Annotated in this window: 19 protein-coding genes, 3 tRNA genes and 1 pseudogene; all 23 read right to left on the reverse strand. The window is 62.9% G+C overall.

From position 1 onward, the window contains the following. Positions 1-113: 113 nt before the first annotated feature. Positions 114-323: pseudogene (locus tag PDM29_RS21000) on the reverse strand (RHS repeat-associated core domain-containing protein); the annotation flags it as partial. Between the two features lie 39 nt (positions 324-362). Then, positions 363-1,256 (reverse strand): RHS repeat-associated core domain-containing protein, encoded by an 894-nt coding sequence (locus PDM29_RS00820; RefSeq protein WP_311192020.1) that lies wholly within the window; start codon positions 1,254-1,256, stop codon positions 363-365. Between the two features lie 233 nt (positions 1,257-1,489). Continuing rightward, positions 1,490-1,566, reverse strand: a tRNA-Met gene (locus tag PDM29_RS00825). A gap of 43 nt (positions 1,567-1,609) precedes the next feature. Next, positions 1,610-2,443 (reverse strand): RHS repeat-associated core domain-containing protein, encoded by an 834-nt coding sequence (locus PDM29_RS00830; RefSeq protein WP_311192021.1) that lies wholly within the window; start codon positions 2,441-2,443, stop codon positions 1,610-1,612. A gap of 232 nt (positions 2,444-2,675) precedes the next feature. Further along, positions 2,676-2,752, reverse strand: a tRNA-Met gene (locus PDM29_RS00835). A gap of 118 nt (positions 2,753-2,870) precedes the next feature. After that, positions 2,871-4,331, reverse strand: a complete 1,461-nt coding sequence (gene nuoN, locus PDM29_RS00840; RefSeq protein ID WP_311192022.1) for an NADH-quinone oxidoreductase subunit NuoN — start codon at positions 4,329-4,331, stop codon at positions 2,871-2,873. A gap of 15 nt (positions 4,332-4,346) precedes the next feature. Further along, complete coding sequence (locus PDM29_RS00845; RefSeq protein ID WP_311192023.1) at positions 4,347-5,855, reverse strand: NADH-quinone oxidoreductase subunit M; 1,509 nt, start codon at positions 5,853-5,855, stop codon at positions 4,347-4,349. Between the two features lie 23 nt (positions 5,856-5,878). After that, entirely contained in the window at positions 5,879-8,071 is a 2,193-nt protein-coding gene (gene nuoL, locus PDM29_RS00850) for an NADH-quinone oxidoreductase subunit L (RefSeq protein WP_311192024.1), read from the reverse strand. 7 nt (positions 8,072-8,078) lie between these two features. Continuing rightward, positions 8,079-8,384 carry an NADH-quinone oxidoreductase subunit NuoK gene (gene nuoK, locus PDM29_RS00855; RefSeq protein ID WP_125360403.1) on the reverse strand — a complete coding sequence of 102 codons (306 nt, stop codon included), beginning with the start codon at positions 8,382-8,384 and terminating at the stop codon, positions 8,079-8,081. Beyond that, positions 8,381-9,037, reverse strand: coding sequence for an NADH-quinone oxidoreductase subunit J (locus tag PDM29_RS00860; RefSeq protein ID WP_311193858.1), 657 nt, complete (start codon positions 9,035-9,037; stop codon positions 8,381-8,383). Before PDM29_RS00860 ends, nuoK begins: the two co-directional genes overlap by 4 nt. Positions 9,038-9,046: 9 nt before the next feature. After that, the gene (nuoI, locus tag PDM29_RS00865; protein WP_311192025.1) at positions 9,047-9,535 is read right to left on the reverse strand and encodes an NADH-quinone oxidoreductase subunit NuoI; all 489 of its coding nucleotides are present in this window, start codon (positions 9,533-9,535) and stop codon (positions 9,047-9,049) included. A gap of 3 nt (positions 9,536-9,538) precedes the next feature. Continuing rightward, on the reverse strand, positions 9,539-10,630 hold the full coding sequence (nuoH, locus tag PDM29_RS00870; protein WP_311192026.1) for an NADH-quinone oxidoreductase subunit NuoH: 1,092 nt from the start codon (positions 10,628-10,630) through the stop codon (positions 9,539-9,541). Further along, positions 10,627-12,867 carry an NADH-quinone oxidoreductase subunit NuoG gene (gene nuoG / locus PDM29_RS00875; RefSeq protein WP_311192027.1) on the reverse strand — a complete coding sequence of 747 codons (2,241 nt, stop codon included), beginning with the start codon at positions 12,865-12,867 and terminating at the stop codon, positions 10,627-10,629. The genes nuoH and nuoG overlap by 4 nt, the downstream gene beginning before the upstream one ends. Further along, positions 12,864-14,204, reverse strand: coding sequence for an NADH-quinone oxidoreductase subunit NuoF (gene nuoF, locus PDM29_RS00880; RefSeq protein ID WP_282295090.1), 1,341 nt, complete (start codon positions 14,202-14,204; stop codon positions 12,864-12,866). The genes nuoG and nuoF overlap by 4 nt, the downstream gene beginning before the upstream one ends. A 3-nt stretch (positions 14,205-14,207) precedes the next feature. Next, complete coding sequence (gene nuoE / locus PDM29_RS00885; RefSeq protein ID WP_125360409.1) at positions 14,208-14,735, reverse strand: NADH-quinone oxidoreductase subunit NuoE; 528 nt, start codon at positions 14,733-14,735, stop codon at positions 14,208-14,210. Between the two features lie 94 nt (positions 14,736-14,829). Then, positions 14,830-16,059 carry an NADH-quinone oxidoreductase subunit D gene (locus tag PDM29_RS00890; protein ID WP_425508770.1) on the reverse strand — a complete coding sequence of 410 codons (1,230 nt, stop codon included), beginning with the start codon at positions 16,057-16,059 and terminating at the stop codon, positions 14,830-14,832. 89 nt (positions 16,060-16,148) lie between these two features. Then, positions 16,149-16,898, reverse strand: coding sequence for an NADH-quinone oxidoreductase subunit C (locus PDM29_RS00895; protein WP_311192029.1), 750 nt, complete (start codon positions 16,896-16,898; stop codon positions 16,149-16,151). A gap of 32 nt (positions 16,899-16,930) precedes the next feature. Further along, a complete protein-coding gene (locus tag PDM29_RS00900) occupies positions 16,931-17,485 on the reverse strand; it encodes a NuoB/complex I 20 kDa subunit family protein (RefSeq protein WP_017354657.1) in 555 nt (184 codons plus the stop codon). After that, the gene (locus PDM29_RS00905) at positions 17,476-17,832 is read right to left on the reverse strand and encodes an NADH-quinone oxidoreductase subunit A (protein ID WP_026069699.1); all 357 of its coding nucleotides are present in this window, start codon (positions 17,830-17,832) and stop codon (positions 17,476-17,478) included. The genes PDM29_RS00900 and PDM29_RS00905 overlap by 10 nt, the downstream gene beginning before the upstream one ends. 113 nt (positions 17,833-17,945) lie before the next feature. Further along, a tRNA-Leu gene (locus PDM29_RS00910) sits at positions 17,946-18,030 on the reverse strand. 49 nt (positions 18,031-18,079) lie between these two features. Beyond that, complete coding sequence (gene secG, locus PDM29_RS00915; RefSeq protein WP_311192030.1) at positions 18,080-18,532, reverse strand: preprotein translocase subunit SecG; 453 nt, start codon at positions 18,530-18,532, stop codon at positions 18,080-18,082. 26 nt (positions 18,533-18,558) lie between these two features. Beyond that, positions 18,559-19,314 carry a triose-phosphate isomerase gene (gene tpiA / locus PDM29_RS00920; protein WP_311192031.1) on the reverse strand — a complete coding sequence of 252 codons (756 nt, stop codon included), beginning with the start codon at positions 19,312-19,314 and terminating at the stop codon, positions 18,559-18,561. 378 nt (positions 19,315-19,692) lie between these two features. Then, a complete protein-coding gene (locus tag PDM29_RS00925) occupies positions 19,693-20,628 on the reverse strand; it encodes an isopenicillin N synthase family dioxygenase (RefSeq protein ID WP_311192032.1) in 936 nt (311 codons plus the stop codon). Positions 20,629-20,696: the final 68 nt, after the last annotated feature.

The following is a 20,696-nucleotide window of genomic DNA, read 5'->3' on the forward strand; positions in this document are numbered from 1 at the left end:
GAAGCAAGCTTGTGCTTGTCAGTGTGATAGGCGGCTACCGCTCCGATTGTGAAGACCCCCAGAATGCCGACTGCGAGACCAGATGCGATCCATACTGCGGATTGCCCGCTGGGATCCTTGCGATTGATCGGATCCAGATGGCAGTAGGCGTAGCTGTTGAAGCCGCCTTGACCGAAGGGGCTCAAGCCATCAGGGCTCTGAAATCGTGTGAGCGCAGAGCTGTAGCAACGAGCACCATTTCCAAGCAGCTGCCAATTAGTCAGCGGCTCATGAAGGGTGCCTCCTTGGCCGAGGCGCATCTGCGAAGTGCCTACACAGTACATTCCTCGACCCCCTGTTCACCTTCCGGCCACATCCGCGCATCAGTGGCCGCGAAACAGTGGATAGCGCCGGTGAAACGCTTCATTCAAGTATCTGGTTGCAATACTGCGAATCCGTGATTGTGGATGAAACTCGAAGTCGTATCCTGGCTTGGCCACCGGCCTTGACCCCAGCATATCCACGCGCCCCCTCATTTCAGTGACCTTGACCCGCAATGTGTTGGAGAATGCCTGCCCCTGCGAAGCCAGCTTCCCCCCAAAGTCTGCTCTACAACTCAGCAGCAAGGTCGTTTTGTACTGGTAATCCGAACCCATATGCTGCTGGACCTGTCGGCCTAGCGTGGTTCCACTAACGGGCCCTTCAGCGCTTGTCACGAATCGATTCCCGTGCGTTACCAGAGCATCCTTGCCCACACCTGGGTAGAAGGTCGCATTTCCAATCTTGACTGCCTGGGAGTCGTCGAGAACCACACCTTCTAGTGGCGATGGTTTGGAATACCGCCGCGCAGACGATCCGCGTAGGCCACGCTGCATTGCGAATCCCCCCAGGACGACAGCAGCGGCGATACCCAGGCCCAATGCCAGCCGCCCGAGAGTTTCCGAAACTTGCGGATCATCTGCAGTTCGGGCTATGAAGCTCCCTGCACCTGTAATAAGTGCGGAAGCAGCTAAGCCAAGAGCGGCATACTGGAGGAAGTGACCGCTCGGATCATGGCAGTTGATAGGATCGTCACCGCAGTATGCGTATGCGTTCCTCCCTCCCTCTTCAAAGGGACTGAGGTTGTCCGGGTTGTGGAATCGCATCAGCACAGGGTTGAACGAACGATAGCCGTTGCCGAGCAACTGCCAGTCAAAGTGGCGTTCGTGCAGCTCTCCGTTGAAGCCCATTGAACTTGCAGCGTCCGATGACGCGGTAGTGACCGGCGCGGATGACATGGACGGGGGGGGGGGGGGGGGGGCCCCCCCCCCCCCCCCCGAATTTCGAGAATCTGCCGCTTGTCGCCCCCGACAGACCTACGCTGCGATACCCGCGGTTAGAGGGTCGTGAAGAGCAGCCGGGCAAGCCCGGCTCTACGTCGCGGGGCCCCGCGGCGTCGAGCGGGCAACAAAAAAGGCGAGCCGTTGCCGGATCGCCTTTTCGTCTACTGCATCTGCATTGCAGATTGAGTTGGTAGCGGGGGCAGGATTTGAACCTGCGACCTTCGGGTTATGAGCCCGACGAGCTGCCAGACTGCTCCACCCCGCAGCAGAAGCGGAATTGTAGAGCAGTTCCTTTCATCCTGCAAGCATCAGAAGGCACCGCCGTAATAGGGCTTCAAGGAACGCCTGCGACCGTTGTCAGGTTTGCCGACCTTGCGAGCCTTGCCGCCGCCCCTCCCGAGGGGTTTGCGGTATGGCCCGGCGGTAACGAGCGAGAGTTTTCGGATGGACTTGTTTGGCGCTACCAAGGGAGCCGTTGCCTGGGACGCTGTGTGGTCAAAACCCGCGCGGCGTTGCCGCTGCAGTTCTGCTTGGGTCGGGCCGCCCCCCTGCCCTGTCGTCGTCGCAGGCATAGGCCGAGCGGGAACGATGGAACTGGTCGATTGCGTCAACGACGCATCGGTGACGGTGGTCTGGCGTGACAGATTGAACGACGGCGATCGTGCCGGGGGCGTTAGAGGTGGTGCAGTTGGGACCGGGGTCGGGACGCTTGTCACCCCTTGCCTGGGGAAGAATTTGACTTTGATGTAATAAGCCCCCACGCCCGCGGCGGCGATGCCTGTAACGATTCCAGCAATGGAAAAAATTTTTGCCTCAGTGGAGTCAGGGGGAAAGAGACCCCTCGCAGCCGCACTGACACCGGTAAGGCCGGTGAAGACCAATCCGAGTGCCATCACCTTGAAGTGAAAGCGCCCGTTCGGATCGTGGTTGTTCACCGGATCGTCGCCGCAATACCCATAGGCATTCAGGCCACCTTTGTCGAATGGGCTCAACGTGTCGGGGCTGTGGAAGCGCATGAGAAGCGGGCTGTAGATGCGGTGACCGTTGCCCAGCGCCTGCCACGCGCTCGTTGGTTCGTGATATTCGCCGTTGTAGCCTAGGCGCGCTGCGATGAGTGCGTGGGTGTTTGCGCCGGAACCCATGATGGTCTTCCCCGCTTTGGTGATGCTGGTGTTGTCCCCGTGGGGTTACGCTGCGTGAGGTGCTGTTAGTTGGTCGTGAACGGCAGCCGGGCAAGCCCGGCTCTACGTGTACCGCGACATTCCGGCGATACGACATTCCGGCATACCGGCGGTTCGGCGGTTCGGCATTCCAGCGCCCGGAGAGGGCAAACAAAAAAGGCGACCCGTTTCGGGGTCGCCCTTCTTGTTTTCTTGGTAGCGGGGGCAGGATTTGAACCTGCGACCTTCGGGTTATGAGCCCGACGAGCTGCCAGACTGCTCCACCCCGCATCAGAAGCGGATGAGCCGGAATCTGTAGATTCCGTAAGCAACGATCTTCTGGCGAAACCGCTGCAGCAACAACTCAGGAAACGAATATTACACGATTTGTGCAGTTTTGTATCGTTTTTTATGCAAGATGTGCAAAAGCCTGCTGGCACCAGACCATGATCGGGTTCCAGGCGAAGCCCAGGGCCAGCAGCGCCAGGGCGTTCACGCCCAGCACCACGCCCAGAACACGGTCGTTGTGGGCCGGCAGCGGCTCACCCACCGGCTCATCGAAGTACATGACCTTGATGACGCGCAGGTAGTAGAAGCAGCCGACCACGGCGCACAGCACACCCAGGATGGCCAGCCACAGCAGGCCGCCATCGACAGCTGCGCCGAGCACGGCCAGCTTGGTCCAGAAGCCAAGGAACGGCGGGATGCCGGCCATCGAGGCCATGATGCACAGGACCAGCCCGGCCATCCACGGGTTGCGGGCGTTCAGGCCCTTGAAGTCTTCGATCTTCTCGGCTTCGAAGCCATTGCGCGACAGCGCGATGATCGCGCCGAAGCCGGCGGTCGACATGATCGCGTAGCTCAGGGCGTAGAACAGCGCCGCCGAGTAGCCGCGCTCGCCACCACCGGCAATGCCCAGCAGCAGGAAGCCGATGTGCGACACGGTGGAGTACGCGAGCATGCGCTTCAAGTTGCTCTGCGCGATGGCCATCAGGTTGCCGATGACCAACGACAGTGCCGCCAGGCCACCAATGAGGATCTTCCACTCGGCCGCCAGCGGGCCAACCCCGACTTCCAGCAGGCGGTAGGCCATGCCAAACGCAGCCAGCTTCGGTGCGGAGCTGATGAACAGCGCGACCGGTGCCGGAGCACCCTGGTACACGTCCGGCAGCCACATGTGGAACGGCGCCGCACCCAGCTTGAAGGCTACGCCGGCAATCATGAACACCACGCCGGTCAGCAGCAGCACGCGCTCTTCGGTGTGGGCGATGGAATCGTGGATCACGTCCAGGTGCAGCGAACCGGTGGCACCGTAGATCAGCGACATGCCGTACAGCAGCAGGCCCGAGGCCAGCGACCCCAGCACGATGTACTTCATCGCCGCTTCGGTGGCCAGCTTGTTGTCACGGTTGCTGGCAACCAGCGCGTACGAGCACAGCGCCAGCAGTTCCAGGCCCAGGTAGACCATCAGCAGGCTGCCGGCCGAGACCAGGATCATCATGCCGGCGGTGGCGAACATGATCAGCACCGGGATCTCGCCCTGGAACAGATCGCGTTCGCGCAGGTAGCTCCAGCCGTAGATCAGGGTCAGGCCGCTGCACAGCACGACCACGGTCTTCATGACGTCGGCGGCGGTGTCGCGGATGAACATGCCATGGAACACCTCACCCTGCCCGCCCACGCCGGTAGCCAGCATGAACAGCACCACGGCCAGTGCAGCGACCGAGAACAGGTGGGTCCAGATCTTCTTTTCCTTGCTGATGAACAGGTCAAGGATCATCAGCGCGAAGGCGCTGCCGATCAGCACCAGCTCGGGAGCGAGCGGCGGCAGGTCAGCGGCGGTCAATGGCAACAGCGAAGAGGTGGTCATCATCAAATCCTGGAATTACAGCAGCTTGCTGGATGCGATCTGCATCGCCAGCTTCGCGATCGAGGGCTCCATCAGGTCGGTCAGCGGCTTGGGATACAGACCCAAGGCCAGCGTGCCGACGGCGAACACGCCCAGCACCAGCCACTCGCGACCGTTGATGTCCTTCATTTCAGCCACATGCGGGTTGGCCACTTCACCGAAGAACACGCGCTTGTACAGCCACAGCGTGTAGGCAGCGGTGATCACCAGGGTGGTCGCCGCGCCCAGTGCCAGCCACGGATTACGCTGGAAGCTGGCCATGATGATCATGAACTCGCCAACGAAACCGCTGGTGCCCGGCAGGCCGGCATTGGCCATGAAGAACAGCATGGCGAAGGTGGCGAACCACGGCATCACGTTGACGACGCCGCCGTAATCGGCGATGCGGCGGGTGTGCATGCGGTCGTACAGCACGCCGACGCAGGAGAACATCGCACCGGAGACGAAGCCGTGCGAGACCATCTGCACCATCGCACCCTGCAGGCCGAGGCGGGCGGCGTCGGGGTTGCCGGCGTCACGCACCAGCCACAGCGCGATGAAGGTGCCCAGGGTGACGAAGCCCATGTGCGCGATCGACGAGTACGCGATCAGCTTCTTCATGTCGTCCTGGACCAGGGCGACCAGACCGACGTAGATCACCGCGATCAGCGACAGGGTGATGACCAGCCACGCCCATTCCTGCGAGGCGTCCGGGACGATCGGCAGGTTGAAGCGCAGGAAGCCGTAACCACCGATCTTCAGTGCGATGGCGGCCAGGATCACCGAACCGGCGGTCGGTGCTTCCACGTGCGCGTCCGGCAGCCAGGTGTGCACCGGGAACATCGGCACCTTGACCGCGAAGGCGATCAGGAACGCGAAGAATATCCAGGTCTGCTCCTGGGCGCTCAGCTGCAGCTGGTACAGGTCGGCCAGCTGGAAGCTGCCGCCCTTCAGGTACAGGTAGATCAGCGCCACCAGCATCAGCACCGAGCCGAGGAAGGTGTACAGGAAGAACTTCAGGGCGGCGTAGATGCGACGCGGACCACCCCAGACACCGATGATCAGGAACATCGGGATCAGCATGGCCTCGAAGAACACGTAGAACAGCATCGCGTCGGTGGCAGCGAAGATACCGACGGTGACGCCTTCCAGGATCAGGAAGGCCGCCACGTACTGGTTGACGCGCTTGTCGATGGCGCTCCAGGCACCAATCAGCGCCAGCACCGAGACCAGGGTGGTCAGCAGGATCAGCGCGATGGCGATGCCGTCCACACCCAGGTTGTAGCCAATGTCGTAGGCCGGGATCCAGGCGCGGGTCTCGACGAACTGCAGGGCGTCGTTGCTCACGTCGTAACCGCTGAGCAGGAACAGGCTGGCCACGAAGGTCAGCACTGCGACGCCCAGCGAGGCCCAACGCGCGGTCTGGGCATCACGGATGGCAAGGATCAAGGCACCGCCGATAATCGGCAGCCAGATGAGAACACTGAGTAGAGGCCAGTTCGACACGTCTTCTTATTCCGTACAGGTCATCAACGCAGGTAATGCATCAGCGCGCCCAGCAGGGCAATCAGGCCGATGATCATCGCGAAGGCGTAGTGATAGAGGAAACCGGATTGGGTGCGACGCAGCAGGTTGGCAGCCAGGTCGATCAGGCGTGCCGAACCGTTGACCACCACACCATCGACCAGATTCGTGTCGATCGCGCGGGAAACCTTGCCCAGCTTGACGCCGCCGCCGGCGAAACCGCCGATCCACAGCTTGTCGAAGCCGTACTTGTTTTCCAGCACCGAGACCAGCGGGGCGAAGGTCTTGCGGGCCTTCGTCGCCAGTTCCGGCTTCCACAGGTAGAACAGCACCGCCAGCAGGAAGCCCGCCACGGTCAGGAAGAAGGCCGGAGCCATCATGCCGTGCAGGGCGAACGCCACCGGACCGTGGAACTCTTCCGCCAGCGCACCAATGGTGTTGCGCGCCGGATCGTAGAAATCGACGACACCGGTGAAGAACGAGTGCACCTGACCCGGAACGCCGCCCTCGGCGTGATGGCCGGCCCAGTCGGTGCCGTACAGCATCGGACCGATGCTGAAGAAACCGATCAGGATCGACGGGATCGCCAGCAGGATCAGCGGCAGGGTCACCACCCACGGGGTTTCGTGCGGCTCATGCGGACCGTGGCCATGGCCGTGGTCGTCATGTGCATCACCGTGATGGGCATCGGCATGATGCGCATCGGCGGCAGGGTGATCGTCATGGCCGTGGCCGTGATCGTCATGTGCGTCGCGGAAGCGCTCCTTGCCATGGAAGGTCAGGAACAGCAGGCGGAAGCTGTAGAAGCTGGTGACAACGACGCCACCCAGCACGGCCCAGTAGCCATAGGTCGCCACCCAGCTCGAGGAGATGTGAGCGTGGTGCTCGGCCGCCTCGATGATGGTGTCCTTGGAGTAGAAGCCGGAGAAGAACGGCGTACCGACCAGGGCCAGGGTGCCGATCCACATGGTGATGAAGGTGATCGGCATGTACTTGCGCAGGCCGCCCATCTTGCGCATGTCCTGCTCGTGGTGCATGGCGATGATCACCGAGCCCGCGCCGAGGAACAGCAGCGCCTTGAAGAAGGCGTGGGTCATCAGGTGGAACACGGCCGCCGAGTAGGCCGACACGCCCAGCGCCACGGTCATGTAACCCAGCTGCGACAGCGTGGAGTACGCGACAACGCGCTTGATGTCGTTCTGCACGATACCGATCAGGCCGGTGAAGAACGCGGTGGTGGCACCGATGAACAGCACGAAGTTCAGCGCGGTCTGCGACAGCTCGAACAGCGGCGACATGCGGGTGACCATGAAGATGCCCGCGGTGACCATGGTCGCCGCGTGGATCAGTGCCGAGATCGGGGTCGGGCCTTCCATCGAGTCCGGCAGCCACACGTGCAGCGGAACCTGGGCGGACTTGCCCATGGCACCGATGAACAGGCAGATGCAGATGATGGTGGCGATCGACCAGATCACCGGCTCGGACATCACTTCGATCGAGGTCAAGCCGAACAGGTTGATCGTGCCCGACCACACCTGCAGCTGGGCTTCCGGGTGGTTCAGGATCGGCGCATTGGCGAACACGGTCGCGTAGTCGAGGGTGCCGAACACCCACAGCACGCCGGCGATGCCGAGGATGAAGCCGAAGTCACCGACACGGTTGACCAGGAAGGCCTTCATGTTGGCGAAGATCGCGGTCGGTCGCTTGAACCAGAAGCCGATCAGCAGGTACGACACCAGGCCCACCGCTTCCCAGCCAAAGAACAGCTGCAGGAAGTTGTTGCTCATCACCAGGGTGAGCATCGAGAAGGTGAACAGCGAGATGTAGCTGAAGAAGCGCTGGTAGCCCGGGTCTTCTTCCATGTAGCCGATGGTGTAGATGTGGACCAGCAGCGACACGAAGGTCACCACCACCATCATCATCGCGGTCAGCTTGTCGATCATGAAACCGACATGCGCCGAGTACTGGCCGACTTCAAAGAAGGTGTAGACGTTCTGGTTGAACGGCTGCGCGCCGCCCCACAGCAGCTGGTAGAACACGTAGCTGGACATGACGCAGCTGGCTGCGACGCCCAGGATGGTGACGGTCTGCGCGCCAAGGCGCCCGACCTGACGACCGAACAGGCCGGCGATGATGCTGCCGAACAGCGGTGCAAGCACCACTGCGATCAACAGACTCTTGGAGAGAGTAATTTCCATCTACGGATCAGCCCTTCAGCGAATCGACTTCGCCGACATTGATGGTGCGGCGGGTACGGAACAGGGTTACCAGGATCGCCAGACCGATCGCCGCTTCTGCGGCGGCCACGGTCAGGATGAAGAAGACGAACAGCTGGCCAGCCGTGTCGCCCAGTTCACGCGAGAACCCGACAAAATTGATGTTGACCGACAGCAGCATCAACTCGATCGACATCAACAGCACGATGATGTTCTTGCGGTTGAGGAAGATGCCGGCAAGGCTGATGCAGAACAGCAGCGCGCCCAGCGCCAGAAGATGACCCAGAGTGATCACGGAGCAGTCTCCTCGTTGCTGGAGGGCTTGGTCAGGGTGTGGACCACCGGCTTTTCGGCGTCCATCTTGACCACGCGCAGGCGGTCGCTGCCCTTGACCATGGTCTGTTCGGTCGGGTTCTGGGTCTTCAGACCCTCACGGCGACGCAGGGTCAGCATGACGGCGGCAACCACGGCCACGGTCAGGATGACGGCGGCGAACTCGAACGGCAGCAGGTATTCGGTGAACAGGCTGCGGGCCAGCCAGGTGATGTTGGAGCTGTCGGCGGCGACGGCCGCGGCGTTGTCAGCCGGGAACGGGTTGACCGCCCTGCCCTTCACACCGATCAGTACCAGCATCTGCACCAGCATGGTGATGGCAACCAGCAGGCCGATTGGCAGGTAACGCACCCAGCCCTCGCGCAGGTTGTTGTCGTCGATGTCGAGCATCATCACCACGAACAGGAACAGCACCATCACAGCGCCGACGTAGACCAGCACCAGAGCCACGCCCAGGAACTCGGCCCCGACCAGCAGCCATACACAGGCGACCGAGAAGAAGGTCAGGATCAGGCACAACACGGCATAGACCGGATTGCGCACGCTGATCACCGCCGCAGCGGAGATGCCCGCCACGATGGAGAAGACCCAGAAACTGATATTTACCCAATCCATCATTCGACCTCAGCGGAAAGCGGCATCGGCGGCGCGACGCTCGGCGATTTCGGTTTCAAGCCGATCACCGATGGCCAGCAGCTGCGGCTTGGTAACGATGTTCTCGCCACGCTTCTCGAAGTGGTACTCGAGAATGTGGGTCTCGACGATCGAGTCCACCGGGCAGCTTTCTTCACAGAAGCCGCAGAAGATGCACTTGAACAGGTCGATGTCGTAGCGGGTAGTACGGCGGGTGCCGTCTTCACGCTTGGCCGAGTCGATGGTGATGGCCAGCGCCGGGCACACCGCTTCGCACAGCTTGCAGGCAATGCAGCGCTCTTCGCCGTTGGGATAACGGCGCAGCGCGTGCAGGCCACGGAAGCGCGGCGACTGCGGGAACTTCTCCATCGGGTACATCAGCGTGTACTTCGGCTTGAAGGTGTACTTCAGCGTCAGCCACAGACCGCCGAGCAGTTCGAGCAGGAGCAGGCTTTTGAAGTAATGGGTAATTCTGTTCATCACTTAGACGCCCTTCTGGATCACGCCGTAGAACACCATCAACGCCGTTACTGCAATCCACGCGATGGTGAGCGGGATGAAGACCTTCCAGCCCAGACGCATGATCTGGTCATAGCGGAAGCGCGGGAAGCTGGCACGGAACCAGATGTAGGCACTGGCGAAGAAGAACACCTTGACGAACAGCCACGGTGCACCGCCCTTCCAGACCCAGTCGATCCACGGCGAGATGTCCGCGGTGACCCAGCCCTGGATCGGGCTCAGCCAGCCACCCAGGAAGAAGATCGAGATCAGGAAGCTGATCAGGATCATGTTGGCGTATTCGGCCAGGAAGAACAGCGCAAACGCACCACCGGAATATTCGACCATGTGGCCGGCGACGATTTCCGATTCACCTTCCACCACGTCGAACGGCGCACGGTTGGTTTCGGCCACGCCGGACACCCAGTACACGACGAACAGCGGGAACAGCGGAATCAGGAACCAGTCGAAGAAGCCGGAGCTGCCGGCCTGGGCCATCACGATGTTGCTCAGGTTCAGGCTGCCCGCCGCGATCATCACGCCGACCAGAGCAAAGCCCATGGCGATTTCGTAGCTGATCATCTGCGCCGAGGCGCGCATGGCACCGAGGAAGGCGTACTTGGAGTTGGATGCCCAACCGGCCAGGATGATGCCGTAGATGCCCAGCGAGGTCATCGCCAGCAGGTACAGCAGGCCGGCGTTGGCGTTGGACAGCACGATCTGCGAATCAAAGGGCACCACCGACCAGGCCGCGAAGGCCGGGGCGAGGGTGATCAGCGGAGCCAGCACGAAGATCGCCTTGTGCGAGCTGGCCGGCTGGATGATTTCCTTGAACAGCAGTTTGAAGACGTCGGCGAAGGCCTGGAAGATGCCCATGCCCACGTACATCGGGCCGTGGCGGACATGCATCCAGCCGATCAGCTTGCGCTCCCAGACCACGTAGAAGGCCACCGAGATGATCACCGGCATGGCGATCAGCAGGATCTTCAGGATGATCCAGATCAGCGCGCCGATTTCACCGAGGCCAAGCAGCCACTGGTGCAGCGGGTCGACCGCGTTCAACAGCAATTCGTTCATGCAGCCACCACCGTTACGCGTGCGGCACCCAGCGGTGCGGTCGCACCGTGGCCCGATTCAATCCAGACCGAACCCGCGGCGACGCGGGCGTCGACCACCACCGGCAGCGTGGCCTTGCCGGCATCGGTGCCGACCTTGGCCATCTGCCCTTCCACCAGCTGCAGGCGGGCGGCATCATCGGCATTGAGCACGATGCGCGGCGCGTTGTTCAGCGGGTGCGACTGCAGCGCCTGCGCGCGGCGGACCACGGCGTCGGTGCGGTAGATCGCGGCGGTGGACGCCACTTCCAGGCCTTCGCCGGTGACCGGCGTGGCAGCGGAAGTGGAGACATTGACGGTTACCGGGGCCAGGCTGGCACGCAGGCCGGCCAGGTCGGTGAAGTTGAAACCGGCCAGAGCCAGTTCGCCGCCAAGCGCGCGCAGCACGCGCCAGCCTTCACGGGCCTCACCTGGCAGCTTGCCGCCGGCACGTGCCGACTGCTCGCGACCATCAAGGTTGGTCAGGGTGGCGTCGATTTCCGGCAGCGCGCCGATCGGCAGGATCACGTCGGCCACATCGCGGGTCGAGGCACAGGCGAACTGGCTGAAGGCCACCACCTGGGCACCGGCCATCGCCTTGCGGGCGGCAGCAGTGTCGGCGAAGTCCAGGCCCGGTTCGATGCCGTAGATCGCGTACGCCTTGCGCGGCTGGGCCAGCATGGCTGCCACATCCTTGCCGGCCGGCAGCACGCCCGCGCGGGACAGGCCCACGGCATTGGCACCCTGCGGAATGCGGCACAGCTTGGCACCGGTGGCGGCGGCGAAATCACGCGCGGCAGCGCGGATCGCGGCGGCTTGCGGGTGGTTCTCGGCGATGCCACCGACGATCAGCACGGCATTGCCGGTGACCGCCTGGCGCAGCTCGGCATTGCCCAGCGCTTCGACGAACTTCGACGGAGCAACGATCTGCTTGCCAGCCAGCTTGAAAGCGAAGTCAAAGTCGACCGGGTTGATCGCGTGGATCTTCGCGTTGCGCGTGGTCTGTGCCTTGCGCAGGCGGGCGTGCAGCAGCGGCAGCTCGTGGCGGATGTTGCTGCCGAGCACGACGATGTTGTCAGCCGCTTCGATCTCGGCCAGCGACAGGCCGAAGGTCTCGGCGATGGCGGCGTCGGAGAAGTCGCGGTTGTTGATGCGGTGGTCGATGTTGCCGGTGCCGAGGCCCGAGGCCAGGCGGGCCAGCAATGCGCCCTCCTCGTTCGAGGCCGACGGGTGCACCAGCACGCCGAGGTCGTCGCCCTTGTTGGCCGACAGAATTTCTTTGGCGGCGGCCAGGCCTTCGGCCCAGCTCACTTCCTGCCATTCGCCATTGACCTTGCGCAGCGGCTTCACCGCACGATCGGCGCTGTACAGGCCCTGGTGCGAGTAACGGTCACGGTCGGACAGCCAGCATTCGTTGACCAGCTCGTTGTCGCGCGGCACCGCGCGCAGCACTTCGCCGCGACGCACGTGCAGGAACAGGTTCGAGCCCATCGCGTCGTGGTAACCCAGCGACTCGCGTGCGGTCAGTTCCCACGGACGGGCGCGGAACTGGAACACCTTGTTGGTGAGCGCGCCGACCGGGCAGACGTCAACGACGTTGCCGGACAGCTCGGTGGTCAGCGGCTTGCCGTCGTAGGTGCCGATCTGCAGGTTTTCACCGCGGTACATGCCACCCAGTTCATAGGTACCGGCAACGTCGGCGGTGAAGCGGACGCAACGGGTGCACTGGATGCAGCGGGTCATTTCGGTGGCGACCAGCGGACCGATGTCCTCGTCCGGCACCACGCGCTTGCGTTCGTTGAAGCGGCTGACCGAACGGCCATAACCCAGCGACACGTCCTGCAGCTCGCATTCGCCGCCCTGATCGCAGATCGGGCAGTCCAGCGGGTGGTTGATGAGCAGGAACTCCATCACCGAGCGCTGGAACTTCAGTGCCTTTTCGCTGCGGGTGGCGACCTTCATGCCATCCATCACCGGCGTGGCGCAGGCCGGTGCCGGCTTGGGCGACTTTTCAACGTCGACCAGGCACATGCGGCAGTTGGCCGCGATCGGCAGCTTTTCGTGGTAGCAGAAGCGCGGGATCGGAATGCCAGCCTTGTCGGCGGCCTGGATGATCATCGAGCCCTTGGGCACCACCAGGGACTGGCCGTCGATCTCGACGGTCACGTGCCCTTCCGGCACTACTGCCGGGGCGGCGGGATTGTTGGGTTGCGCGCTCATGCAGCGGCTGCCTCCACCTTCTTGCCGTCAACCATCGAATGACCGTTGACGATGTAGTACTCGAATTCGTCCCAGAACTGGCGCAGGAAGCCCTGGATGGGCCATGCCGCCGCTTCACCGAACGCACAGATGGTGTGACCTTCGATCTGGCCGGCCACGGCCTTCAGCTGGTGCAGGTCTTCCATGGTGGCCTTGCCGGCGACAATGCGCTCGAGCACGCGGTGCATCCAGCCGGTGCCTTCACGGCACGGGGTGCACTGGCCACAGGATTCCTTGTGGAAGAACTGGCTGATGCGGCACGCGAACTTGACGCAGCAGACGCTGTCGTCCAGCACCACGATGGCACCCGAACCCAGGCCGGTGCCCAGGGCACGCAGGGTGTCGTAGTCCATCTGCAGTCCCTTCAGCTCTTCAGCCTTCAGCACCGGCATCGACACGCCGCCCGGGATCGCGCCCTTCAAGGTGCGGCCCGGCTTCAGACCACCGGCCATTTCCAGCAGGTCGTCAAAGGTGGTGCCCAGCGGCACTTCAAAGTTGCCGCCCTTCTGCACACAACCGGAGACCGAGAAGATCTTCGGACCGCCGTTCTTGGTCAGACTCAGGCTCTGGAACCATTCCGGGCCGTTGCGGATGATCGCCGGCACCGACGCATAGGTTTCGGTGTTGTTGATCGTCGACGGCTTGCCGTACAGGCCGAAGTTGGCCGGGAACGGCGGCTTGTAGCGCGGCTGGCCCTTCTTGCCTTCCAGCGATTCCATCAGTGCGGTTTCTTCGCCGCAGATGTACGCGCCGGCACCCAGCGCACCGTAGATGTCGATGTCCACGCCGCTGCCGAGAATGTTCTTGCCCAGCCAGCCGTTCGCATAGGCGTCGGCTAGGGCCTGTTCGAAGTTCTCGAACGGCTCGTGGTGGAACTCACCACGCAGGTAGTTGTAGCCCACGGTGCTGCCAGTGGCGTAGCAGGCAATGGCCATGCCTTCGACCACGGAGTGCGGGTTGTAACGCAGGATGTCGCGGTCCTTGCAGGTGCCCGGCTCGGATTCATCCGAGTTGCACAGGATGTACTTCTGCATGGTGCCCTTGGGCATGAAGGACCACTTCAGGCCGGTCGGGAAGCCCGCGCCGCCACGGCCGCGCAGGTTCGACTGCTTGACCATCTCGATCACCTGCTCCGGCGGGATCTTCTCTTCGAGGATCTTGCGCAGGGCAGCGTAGCCACCGGTCTTGAGGTAGCTTTCATACGACCACGGGGTGTCGTAGTGCAGCGTGGTGTAGACCACCTGGTGCGGCAGCGGTGCGGGACCGACCGGGCCAGTGGGTGCGTGATGATGTGCCATGGCTTACTCCAACCCGTCCAGCAGCGCGTCGACCTGTTCGACGGTCAGGCGCTCGTGATAGTGGCCATTGATGACCATCATCGGCGCACCGGCACAACCGGCCAGGCATTCTTCTTCACGCTTGAGGTAGATGCGACCGTCCGCGGTGGACTGGCCGGTCTTGCAGCCGAGCTTCTTTTCGGCGTGCGCGACCAGGTCCTCCGCACCGTTCAGCCAGCAGCTGATGTTGGTGCAGAAGGCCACGTTGTGGCGGCCAACCTTCTCCAGCTCGAACATCGAGTAGAAGCTGGCCACTTCGTAGGCCCACACCGGCGGCAGGTCGAGGTACTTGGCCACGCCGGCGATCAGTTCGTCGGTCAGCCAGCCCTGGTTCTGTTCCTGCGCGGCATGCAGGCCCTGCAGCGTGGCAGAGCGCTTGCGGTCCGGCGGGAACTTGGACAGCCAGTGATCGATGTGAGCACGGGTCTTGTCGCTCAGCACCACCATCGGGTCGACGTCGCGCGCCGCCTCGAAATTACCTGTCGCCTTCATCGGCCGACCTCAACGAATACCAAATCGTGGAAAACCAGAACCTGCAGCGCCGGCAGCAGCCGGCGGGTGTCAGGCATCGTGCTTGCGGCCGGCATCACCGGTCGACCTCGCCGAACACCAGGTCGTAGGTGCCGATCATGGCCACCACGTCGGCGAGCATGTGCCCGCGCACAACCGAGTCGATCGAGGACAGATGGGCGAAGCCCGGTGCGCGCAGGTGCACGCGGAACGGCTTGTTGGCGCCATCGGACATCAGGTAGCAGCCGAACTCACCCTTCGGGGCTTCCACCGCCGAATAGGTTTCGCCGGCCGGCACGCAGTAGCCTTCACTGAACAGCTTGAAGTGATGGATCAGCGCTTCCATGTCGTCCTTCATGTCCTCACGCTTGGGCGGAGCGACCTTGAAGTTCTTCACCATCACCGGGCCCGGGTTGGCCTTCAGCCACGCCACGCACTGCTGGATGATGCGGTTGGATTCACGCATTTCCGCGACGCGGACCAGGTAACGGTCGTAGCAGTCGCCTTCCTTGCCCAGCGGAATGTCGAAGTCGACGGCGTCGTACTTGGCGTACGGCTGCTTCTTGCGCAGGTCCCAAGCAATGCCCGAGCCGCGCAGCATTACGCCGGTCATGCCCCACGCATGGGCCAGTTCCGGGGTGACCACGCCGATGCCGACGGTACGCTGCTTCCAGATACGGTTGTCGGTCAGCAGGGTTTCGTATTCGTCAACGCGGCTGGGGAATTCCTTGGTGAAGTTCTCCAGGAAGTCCAGCAGCGAACCTTCGCGCGCGGCGTTGAGGTTCTTCAGGGCCTGGCCCTTGTGCCAACGCGATTCCTTGTACTTCGGCATCTGGTCCGGCAGGTCGCGGTAGACGCCGCCCGGACGGTAGTAAGCCGCGTGCATGCGCGCGCCGGAGACGGCTTCGTAGCAGTCCATCAGCTCTTCGCGCTCACGGAAGGCGTACAGCATGACCGCCATCGCGCCCAGGTCGAGTGCGTTGGAGCCCAGCCACATCAGGTGGTTCAGGATGCGGGTGATTTCGTCGAACATGGTGCGGATGTACTGCGCACGCTCCGGCGCTTCGATTCCCATCAGGGTTTCGATCGCGCGCACGTAGGCGTGTTCGTTGCACATCATTGACACGTAGTCGAGGCGGTCCATGTAACCGATGGACTGGTTGAACGGCTTGGACTCGGCCAGCTTTTCGGTGCCCCGGTGCAGCAGGCCCACGTGCGGGTCGGCACGGACGATGGTTTCACCGTCCATTTCCAGGATCAGGCGCAGCACACCGTGCGCAGCCGGATGCTGGGGGCCGAAGTTCATGGTGTAGTTGCGGATTTCCTGGCGCGATTCGGCCGGGTTGCTCGCAAACGCCTGGTGGGACTGATGAGGGAACTGATTCACGGCCGGGCTCACTTCACTGCCTCCGACTGCGCGGTTTCACCGGCAGCGGTCTGGAAACGGGCATCGTCACGGATCACGCGCGGCACGCCGACGCGCGGTTCGACCGAGGTCACCGGTTCATAGATCACGCGCTTCTTTTCTTCGTCGTAGCGCACTTCGACGTTGCCGATCAACGGGAAGTCCTTGCGGAACGGATGGCCCACAAAGCCGTAGTCGGTCAGGATGCGGCGCAGGTCCGGGTGACCTTCGAAGATCACGCCGAACAGGTCGAACGCTTCACGCTCGAACCAGTTCAGGCCCGGCCACACAGGGGTCAGCGAGGCGACCACCGGCAGTTCTTCGTTCGGCGCGAAGCAGCGGATGCGCATGGTCAGGTTGTGCTGGTAGGAGCGCAGCTGCGCCACCACGGCAAAACGCTGCTGCGGCACCGGCTGCGGCTGGGCACCGTCGGCGGTTTCGCGAGTGGGGAATTCACCCCACGCGAAACGGCCGGCACCCTTGCCTTCCACGCCGCGGCTGAAGCCGTGCGAGGAGACATCGGCGGTGTCCCATTCGTCGTCGCCGTAGCCGAGGTAGTCCAGACCACACAGGTCAACGGACTGCTCGAAACCGAATTCGTCACGCAGCGCAATCGCCGTCGCCAGCCAGTCAGCAGCGGGCACTTCCAGCGTCACTTCGCCGCGGGGTTCGACCACGAAGACCTGCGCACCTGCGAAACGTGCGGAAAGTCGGTCGATGAAGGATGCTTGCTCTGCCATGGGGGCTTGGCGTGCTCTTGTCAGGAGGAATGTCAGCGGGCGATGGTCTGCGTACGCCAGATCTTCTTCTGCAGCTGCAGGATCCCGTACACCAGCGCTTCCGCGGTTGGCGGGCAGCCCGGGACGTAGACGTCCACCGGCACCACGCGATCACAGCCACGCACCACTGCATACGAGTAGTGGTAGTAGCCGCCACCGTTGGCGCAGCTGCCCATGGAGATGACCCACTTCGGGTCCGGCATCTGGTCATAGACCTTGCGCAGCGCCGGGGCCATCTTGTTGACCAGGGTACCGGCCACGATCATCACGTCGGACTGACGCGGCGACGGGCGGAACACCACACCGTAGCGGTCAAGGTCGAGGCGCGCCGCACCGGCGTGCATCATTTCAACCGCGCAGCAGGCCAGACCGAAGGTCATCGGCCACATCGAGCCGGTACGTGCCCAGTTCAACAGCGCGTCAACGCTGGTGGTCACATAGCCCTTCTCGAGCAGCGGGTTGTCACCTTCCGGCCGCAGGATGTCGTCGACCCGCCCTTCCGGGACCGGGTTGTTCATCAGGCCATCGAGAGTCTGAATTACTCCCATTCCAGCGCTCCCTTCTTCCAGACGTAAATGAAACCGAGGAAAAGCATGCCCACGAACAGGCCCATCGTGACCAGGGAACGCGCCCCCAGCTCCATGAACACCTGGGTCCACGGCACGATGAAGATGATTTCCAAGTCAAATACGATGAACTGGATCGCGATCAGGTAGTAGCGCACATCGAACTTCATGCGCGCGTCCTCGAAGGCCTCGAAGCCGCATTCGTACGGCGAGAGCTTCTTCAGATCTGGACGCCGGGGACCGAGGAACCGACCGACCAGCATCAGCGCAACGCCGATACCGGTGGCAACAATCAGAAACAGCAGAGACGGCAAATATTCGGCCAGCACAGCGATTCTCTCTTGCCTCTGCCGCCACGCCTGCAGGCGTTTTGGCATGGGGGAGTGGACGGAACGCAGATCTGGCGCATGACGCGCCAGACCGCAGACCGCTTACAAACAAATGGTGCCCAAGAGGGGACTCGAACCCCTACGACCTAAGTCGCTACCACCTCAAGGTAGTGCGTCTACCAATTCCGCCACCTGGGCTTACGATCACACCGGGGGTTGCCCGGTGCGCCGCATATTGTAACCGTCTTCAGCGATTCTGGGAGCCTTCAGCGGGCTTTTCTTCACCAGAATTCGACGTTTCCGCCTGAGCCGGCACAGTGGCCGGGGCAGCAGCGGCCGGAACCGGCTGCGGCGCAGCGGCTTCCGGGGCTTTCGGCACGGCCGGCAGCTCGCCAGCCGGCACCGCCGGAGCGCTCTGGACCGGGGCGGACATCACACCCAGGCCGGCATCAACGGTCGGACGGGCACCATGGCTGGCATACCAGGCCATGAAGAGGCTGATGCCGAAGAACACCACGGCCAGCCACTTGGTGGTCTTGGACATGAAGTTGGACGCACCGCGCGCACCGAACACCGTGCCCGAGGCACCGGCACCGAAACCCGAGCCTGCGGCCGCGCCGGAACCACGCTGCATCAGGATGAGCGCGATCATGGCCACCGATACCAGCACGTAGACCACATTGAGGATCAACATCAGCATTTCGAATCCGTCCTCGGATTATTCATTTAACGCCCGGTCGCCGCCTCGACGATGGCCAGGAAATCTGCGGCGACCAACGAGGCCCCGCCTACCAGCCCACCATCGACATCGGGCTGCGCGAACAGTTCCCCAGCGTTGTCGGGCTTGACGCTGCCGCCGTACAGGATCGGCAACGAATCGGCGATTCTAGCATCCCGCTTGGCCACTTCGCCACGGATGAAGGCATGGACCTCCTGCGCCTGTTCCTTGGAGGCGGTTTTGCCGGTGCCGATGGCCCAGACCGGCTCGTAGGCAACCACGGCGTGCTGGAAGCCGGCAGGACCGACCAGGTCCAGCACCGGGGCGAGCTGGCTGGCGATGACGTCTTCGGTCTGCCCGGCCTCGCGCTGCTCCAGGGTTTCGCCCACACACAGCACGGGAACCAGGCCGGCGTGGATGGCGGCGGCGAACTTGCGCGCGACCAGCTCGCTGCTTTCATGGTGGTACTGGCGGCGCTCGGAATGGCCCACCAGCCCATAGCGGGCCCCGACCTCGGCCAGCATGGCGGCGGACACCTCACCGGTGTAGGCCCCCTTTTCATTGGAGCTGACGTCCTGCGAGCCAAAAGCGACAGCCCGACCCTCGAAATCGTTGACCAGCTCACCCAGGTACGGCAGCGGCGGCAGGATGACCACCTCGACCCCGTCCTTCGGCAGGCTGGCGACCACGTCACTGACCAGGTCGGTCGCGAATTGACGGCTGCCGTGCAGCTTCCAGTTACCGGCGACGATCTTGCGGCGCATGGCGGTCTCCTTTTGGGTATCAGCCGGCAATGATACCGGATGTAACGAATCCCTGTTCCACCGAAAACGCTTACATTTCAATTGGATAATTCACAGGCACGACAGTGCGTCGGTGGCCACGGACGATCAAAACCAACTCATCACTTGTTCGTGCGCTGGACCTGCTTGCGCTGGATCTGCTTTGGTGGGATCGGTCGACAGACGATCGCCGTGAAAGCCCCAACGGACCGTAGAAAACATGGATGTTTTCTACGAGCCCCCATGGACGGGTTTACGGCGTGTCCCGCAAACCCACCCCGGCACGCCCAAACACGGAAACCGATGACCGAGGGCTGTTAGCCCAAATGCGAGAAGGCCACCTTGCGGTGGCCTTGAGGGTTACTTCAGCTTGATCTCGCGCAGGCGTTCTTCCAGGAAGCCGTGGGCGGTGATGGCTTCAGGGTAGCGACTGGGGTTGTCCGGGGTAATGCAGGTCGGCAGCACGTCGATCAGGAAGTCCGGGTTCGGGTGCAGGAAGAACGGCACCGAGTAGCGCGGCTGGCGTGCCTGTTCGCCCGGGGGGTTGACCACGCGGTGGATGGTCGACGGATACACGTGGTTGGTCAGGCGCTGCAGCATGTCGCCGATGTTGACCACGATGGTGTCCGCGTCCGAGGTGAAGGGCACCCACTTGCCGTCGTGCGCCTGCACTTCCAGGCCGGCCGCGCTTGCGCCCACCAGCAGGGTGATGAAGTTGATGTCGCCGTGCGCGCCCGCACGCACGTTCGGGATGTCGTCGGCGGTGATCGGCGGGTAGTGGATCGGACGCAGGATCGAATTGCCGTTGTTGGTTTTGTCCGCGAAGAAGTCGATGGGCAGGCCGATGTGCAGCGCCAGTGCCGACAGCACCCGCGAACCCAGGTTGTCCAGTGCCTGGTACAGACCGTAGCCGCGCTCACGGAAGCCCGGCACCTCGGTCGGCCACAGGTTCGGGGCCATCACGTCGCGGTACTTGGAGTCGTCTGGGATCTCACGGCCGATATGCCAGAACTCCTTCAGGTCGAAGTGCTTGGAGCCCTTCGCCGTCTCCACCCCGAACGGGGTGTAGCCGCGTGCACCGCCGGTGCCCGGCACGTGGTACTTCAGCTTGGTCTCTTCCGGCAGCGCGAAGAACGCCTTGAAAACGTCGTAGGCCGCGTCGATGTCCGCCTGCGGGATGCCATGGTTGCGGATGCCCGCGAACCCCCATTCACGGTAGGCCGCGCCCAGCTCCGCGACGAAGGCGTCACGGTCACTGTCGAAACGGGTGATGTCGAGGGTCGGGATCTGGCTCACAGCGGTTCCTGGGATATCGGTTGGGGACGGGGCCGCAGCTGTGGCCCGGCTGAATATTGTGCCAGATC

Origin of the sequence: Stenotrophomonas oahuensis (assembly GCF_031834595.1) — a bacterium.
Classification (GTDB): domain Bacteria; phylum Pseudomonadota; class Gammaproteobacteria; order Xanthomonadales; family Xanthomonadaceae; genus Stenotrophomonas; species Stenotrophomonas oahuensis.

Bases quoted from the DNA above. Each gene is read 5' to 3' on its own strand.
- secG (WP_311192030.1), bottom strand. From the start codon at position 18,532: ATGCTGATGTTGATCCTCAATGTGGTCTACGTGCTGGTATCGGTGGCC.
- PDM29_RS00900 (WP_017354657.1), bottom strand. From the start codon at position 17,485: ATGGGAGTAATTCAGACTCTCGATGGCCTGATGAACAACCCGGTCCCG.
- PDM29_RS00895 (WP_311192029.1), bottom strand. From the start codon at position 16,898: ATGGCAGAGCAAGCATCCTTCATCGACCGACTTTCCGCACGTTTCGCA.
- nuoN (WP_311192022.1), bottom strand. From the start codon at position 4,331: ATGACCACCTCTTCGCTGTTGCCATTGACCGCCGCTGACCTGCCGCCG.
- PDM29_RS00830 (WP_311192021.1), bottom strand. From the start codon at position 2,443: ATGGGTTCCGGCGCAAACACCCACGCACTCATCGCAGCGCGCCTAGGC.
- PDM29_RS00820 (WP_311192020.1), bottom strand. From the start codon at position 1,256: ATGTCATCCGCGCCGGTCACTACCGCGTCATCGGACGCTGCAAGTTCA.
- nuoF (WP_282295090.1), bottom strand. From the start codon at position 14,204: ATGGCACATCATCACGCACCCACTGGCCCGGTCGGTCCCGCACCGCTG.
- nuoH (WP_311192026.1), bottom strand. From the start codon at position 10,630: ATGAACGAATTGCTGTTGAACGCGGTCGACCCGCTGCACCAGTGGCTG.
- nuoI (WP_311192025.1), bottom strand. From the start codon at position 9,535: ATGAACAGAATTACCCATTACTTCAAAAGCCTGCTCCTGCTCGAACTG.
- nuoE (WP_125360409.1), bottom strand. From the start codon at position 14,735: ATGAAGGCGACAGGTAATTTCGAGGCGGCGCGCGACGTCGACCCGATG.
- nuoL (WP_311192024.1), bottom strand. From the start codon at position 8,071: ATGGAAATTACTCTCTCCAAGAGTCTGTTGATCGCAGTGGTGCTTGCA.
- nuoG (WP_311192027.1), bottom strand. From the start codon at position 12,867: ATGAGCGCGCAACCCAACAATCCCGCCGCCCCGGCAGTAGTGCCGGAA.
- tpiA (WP_311192031.1), bottom strand. From the start codon at position 19,314: ATGCGCCGCAAGATCGTCGCCGGTAACTGGAAGCTGCACGGCAGCCGT.
- PDM29_RS00890 (WP_425508770.1), bottom strand. From the start codon at position 16,059: ATGAACTTCGGCCCCCAGCATCCGGCTGCGCACGGTGTGCTGCGCCTG.
- PDM29_RS00860 (WP_311193858.1), bottom strand. From the start codon at position 9,037: ATGGATTGGGTAAATATCAGTTTCTGGGTCTTCTCCATCGTGGCGGGC.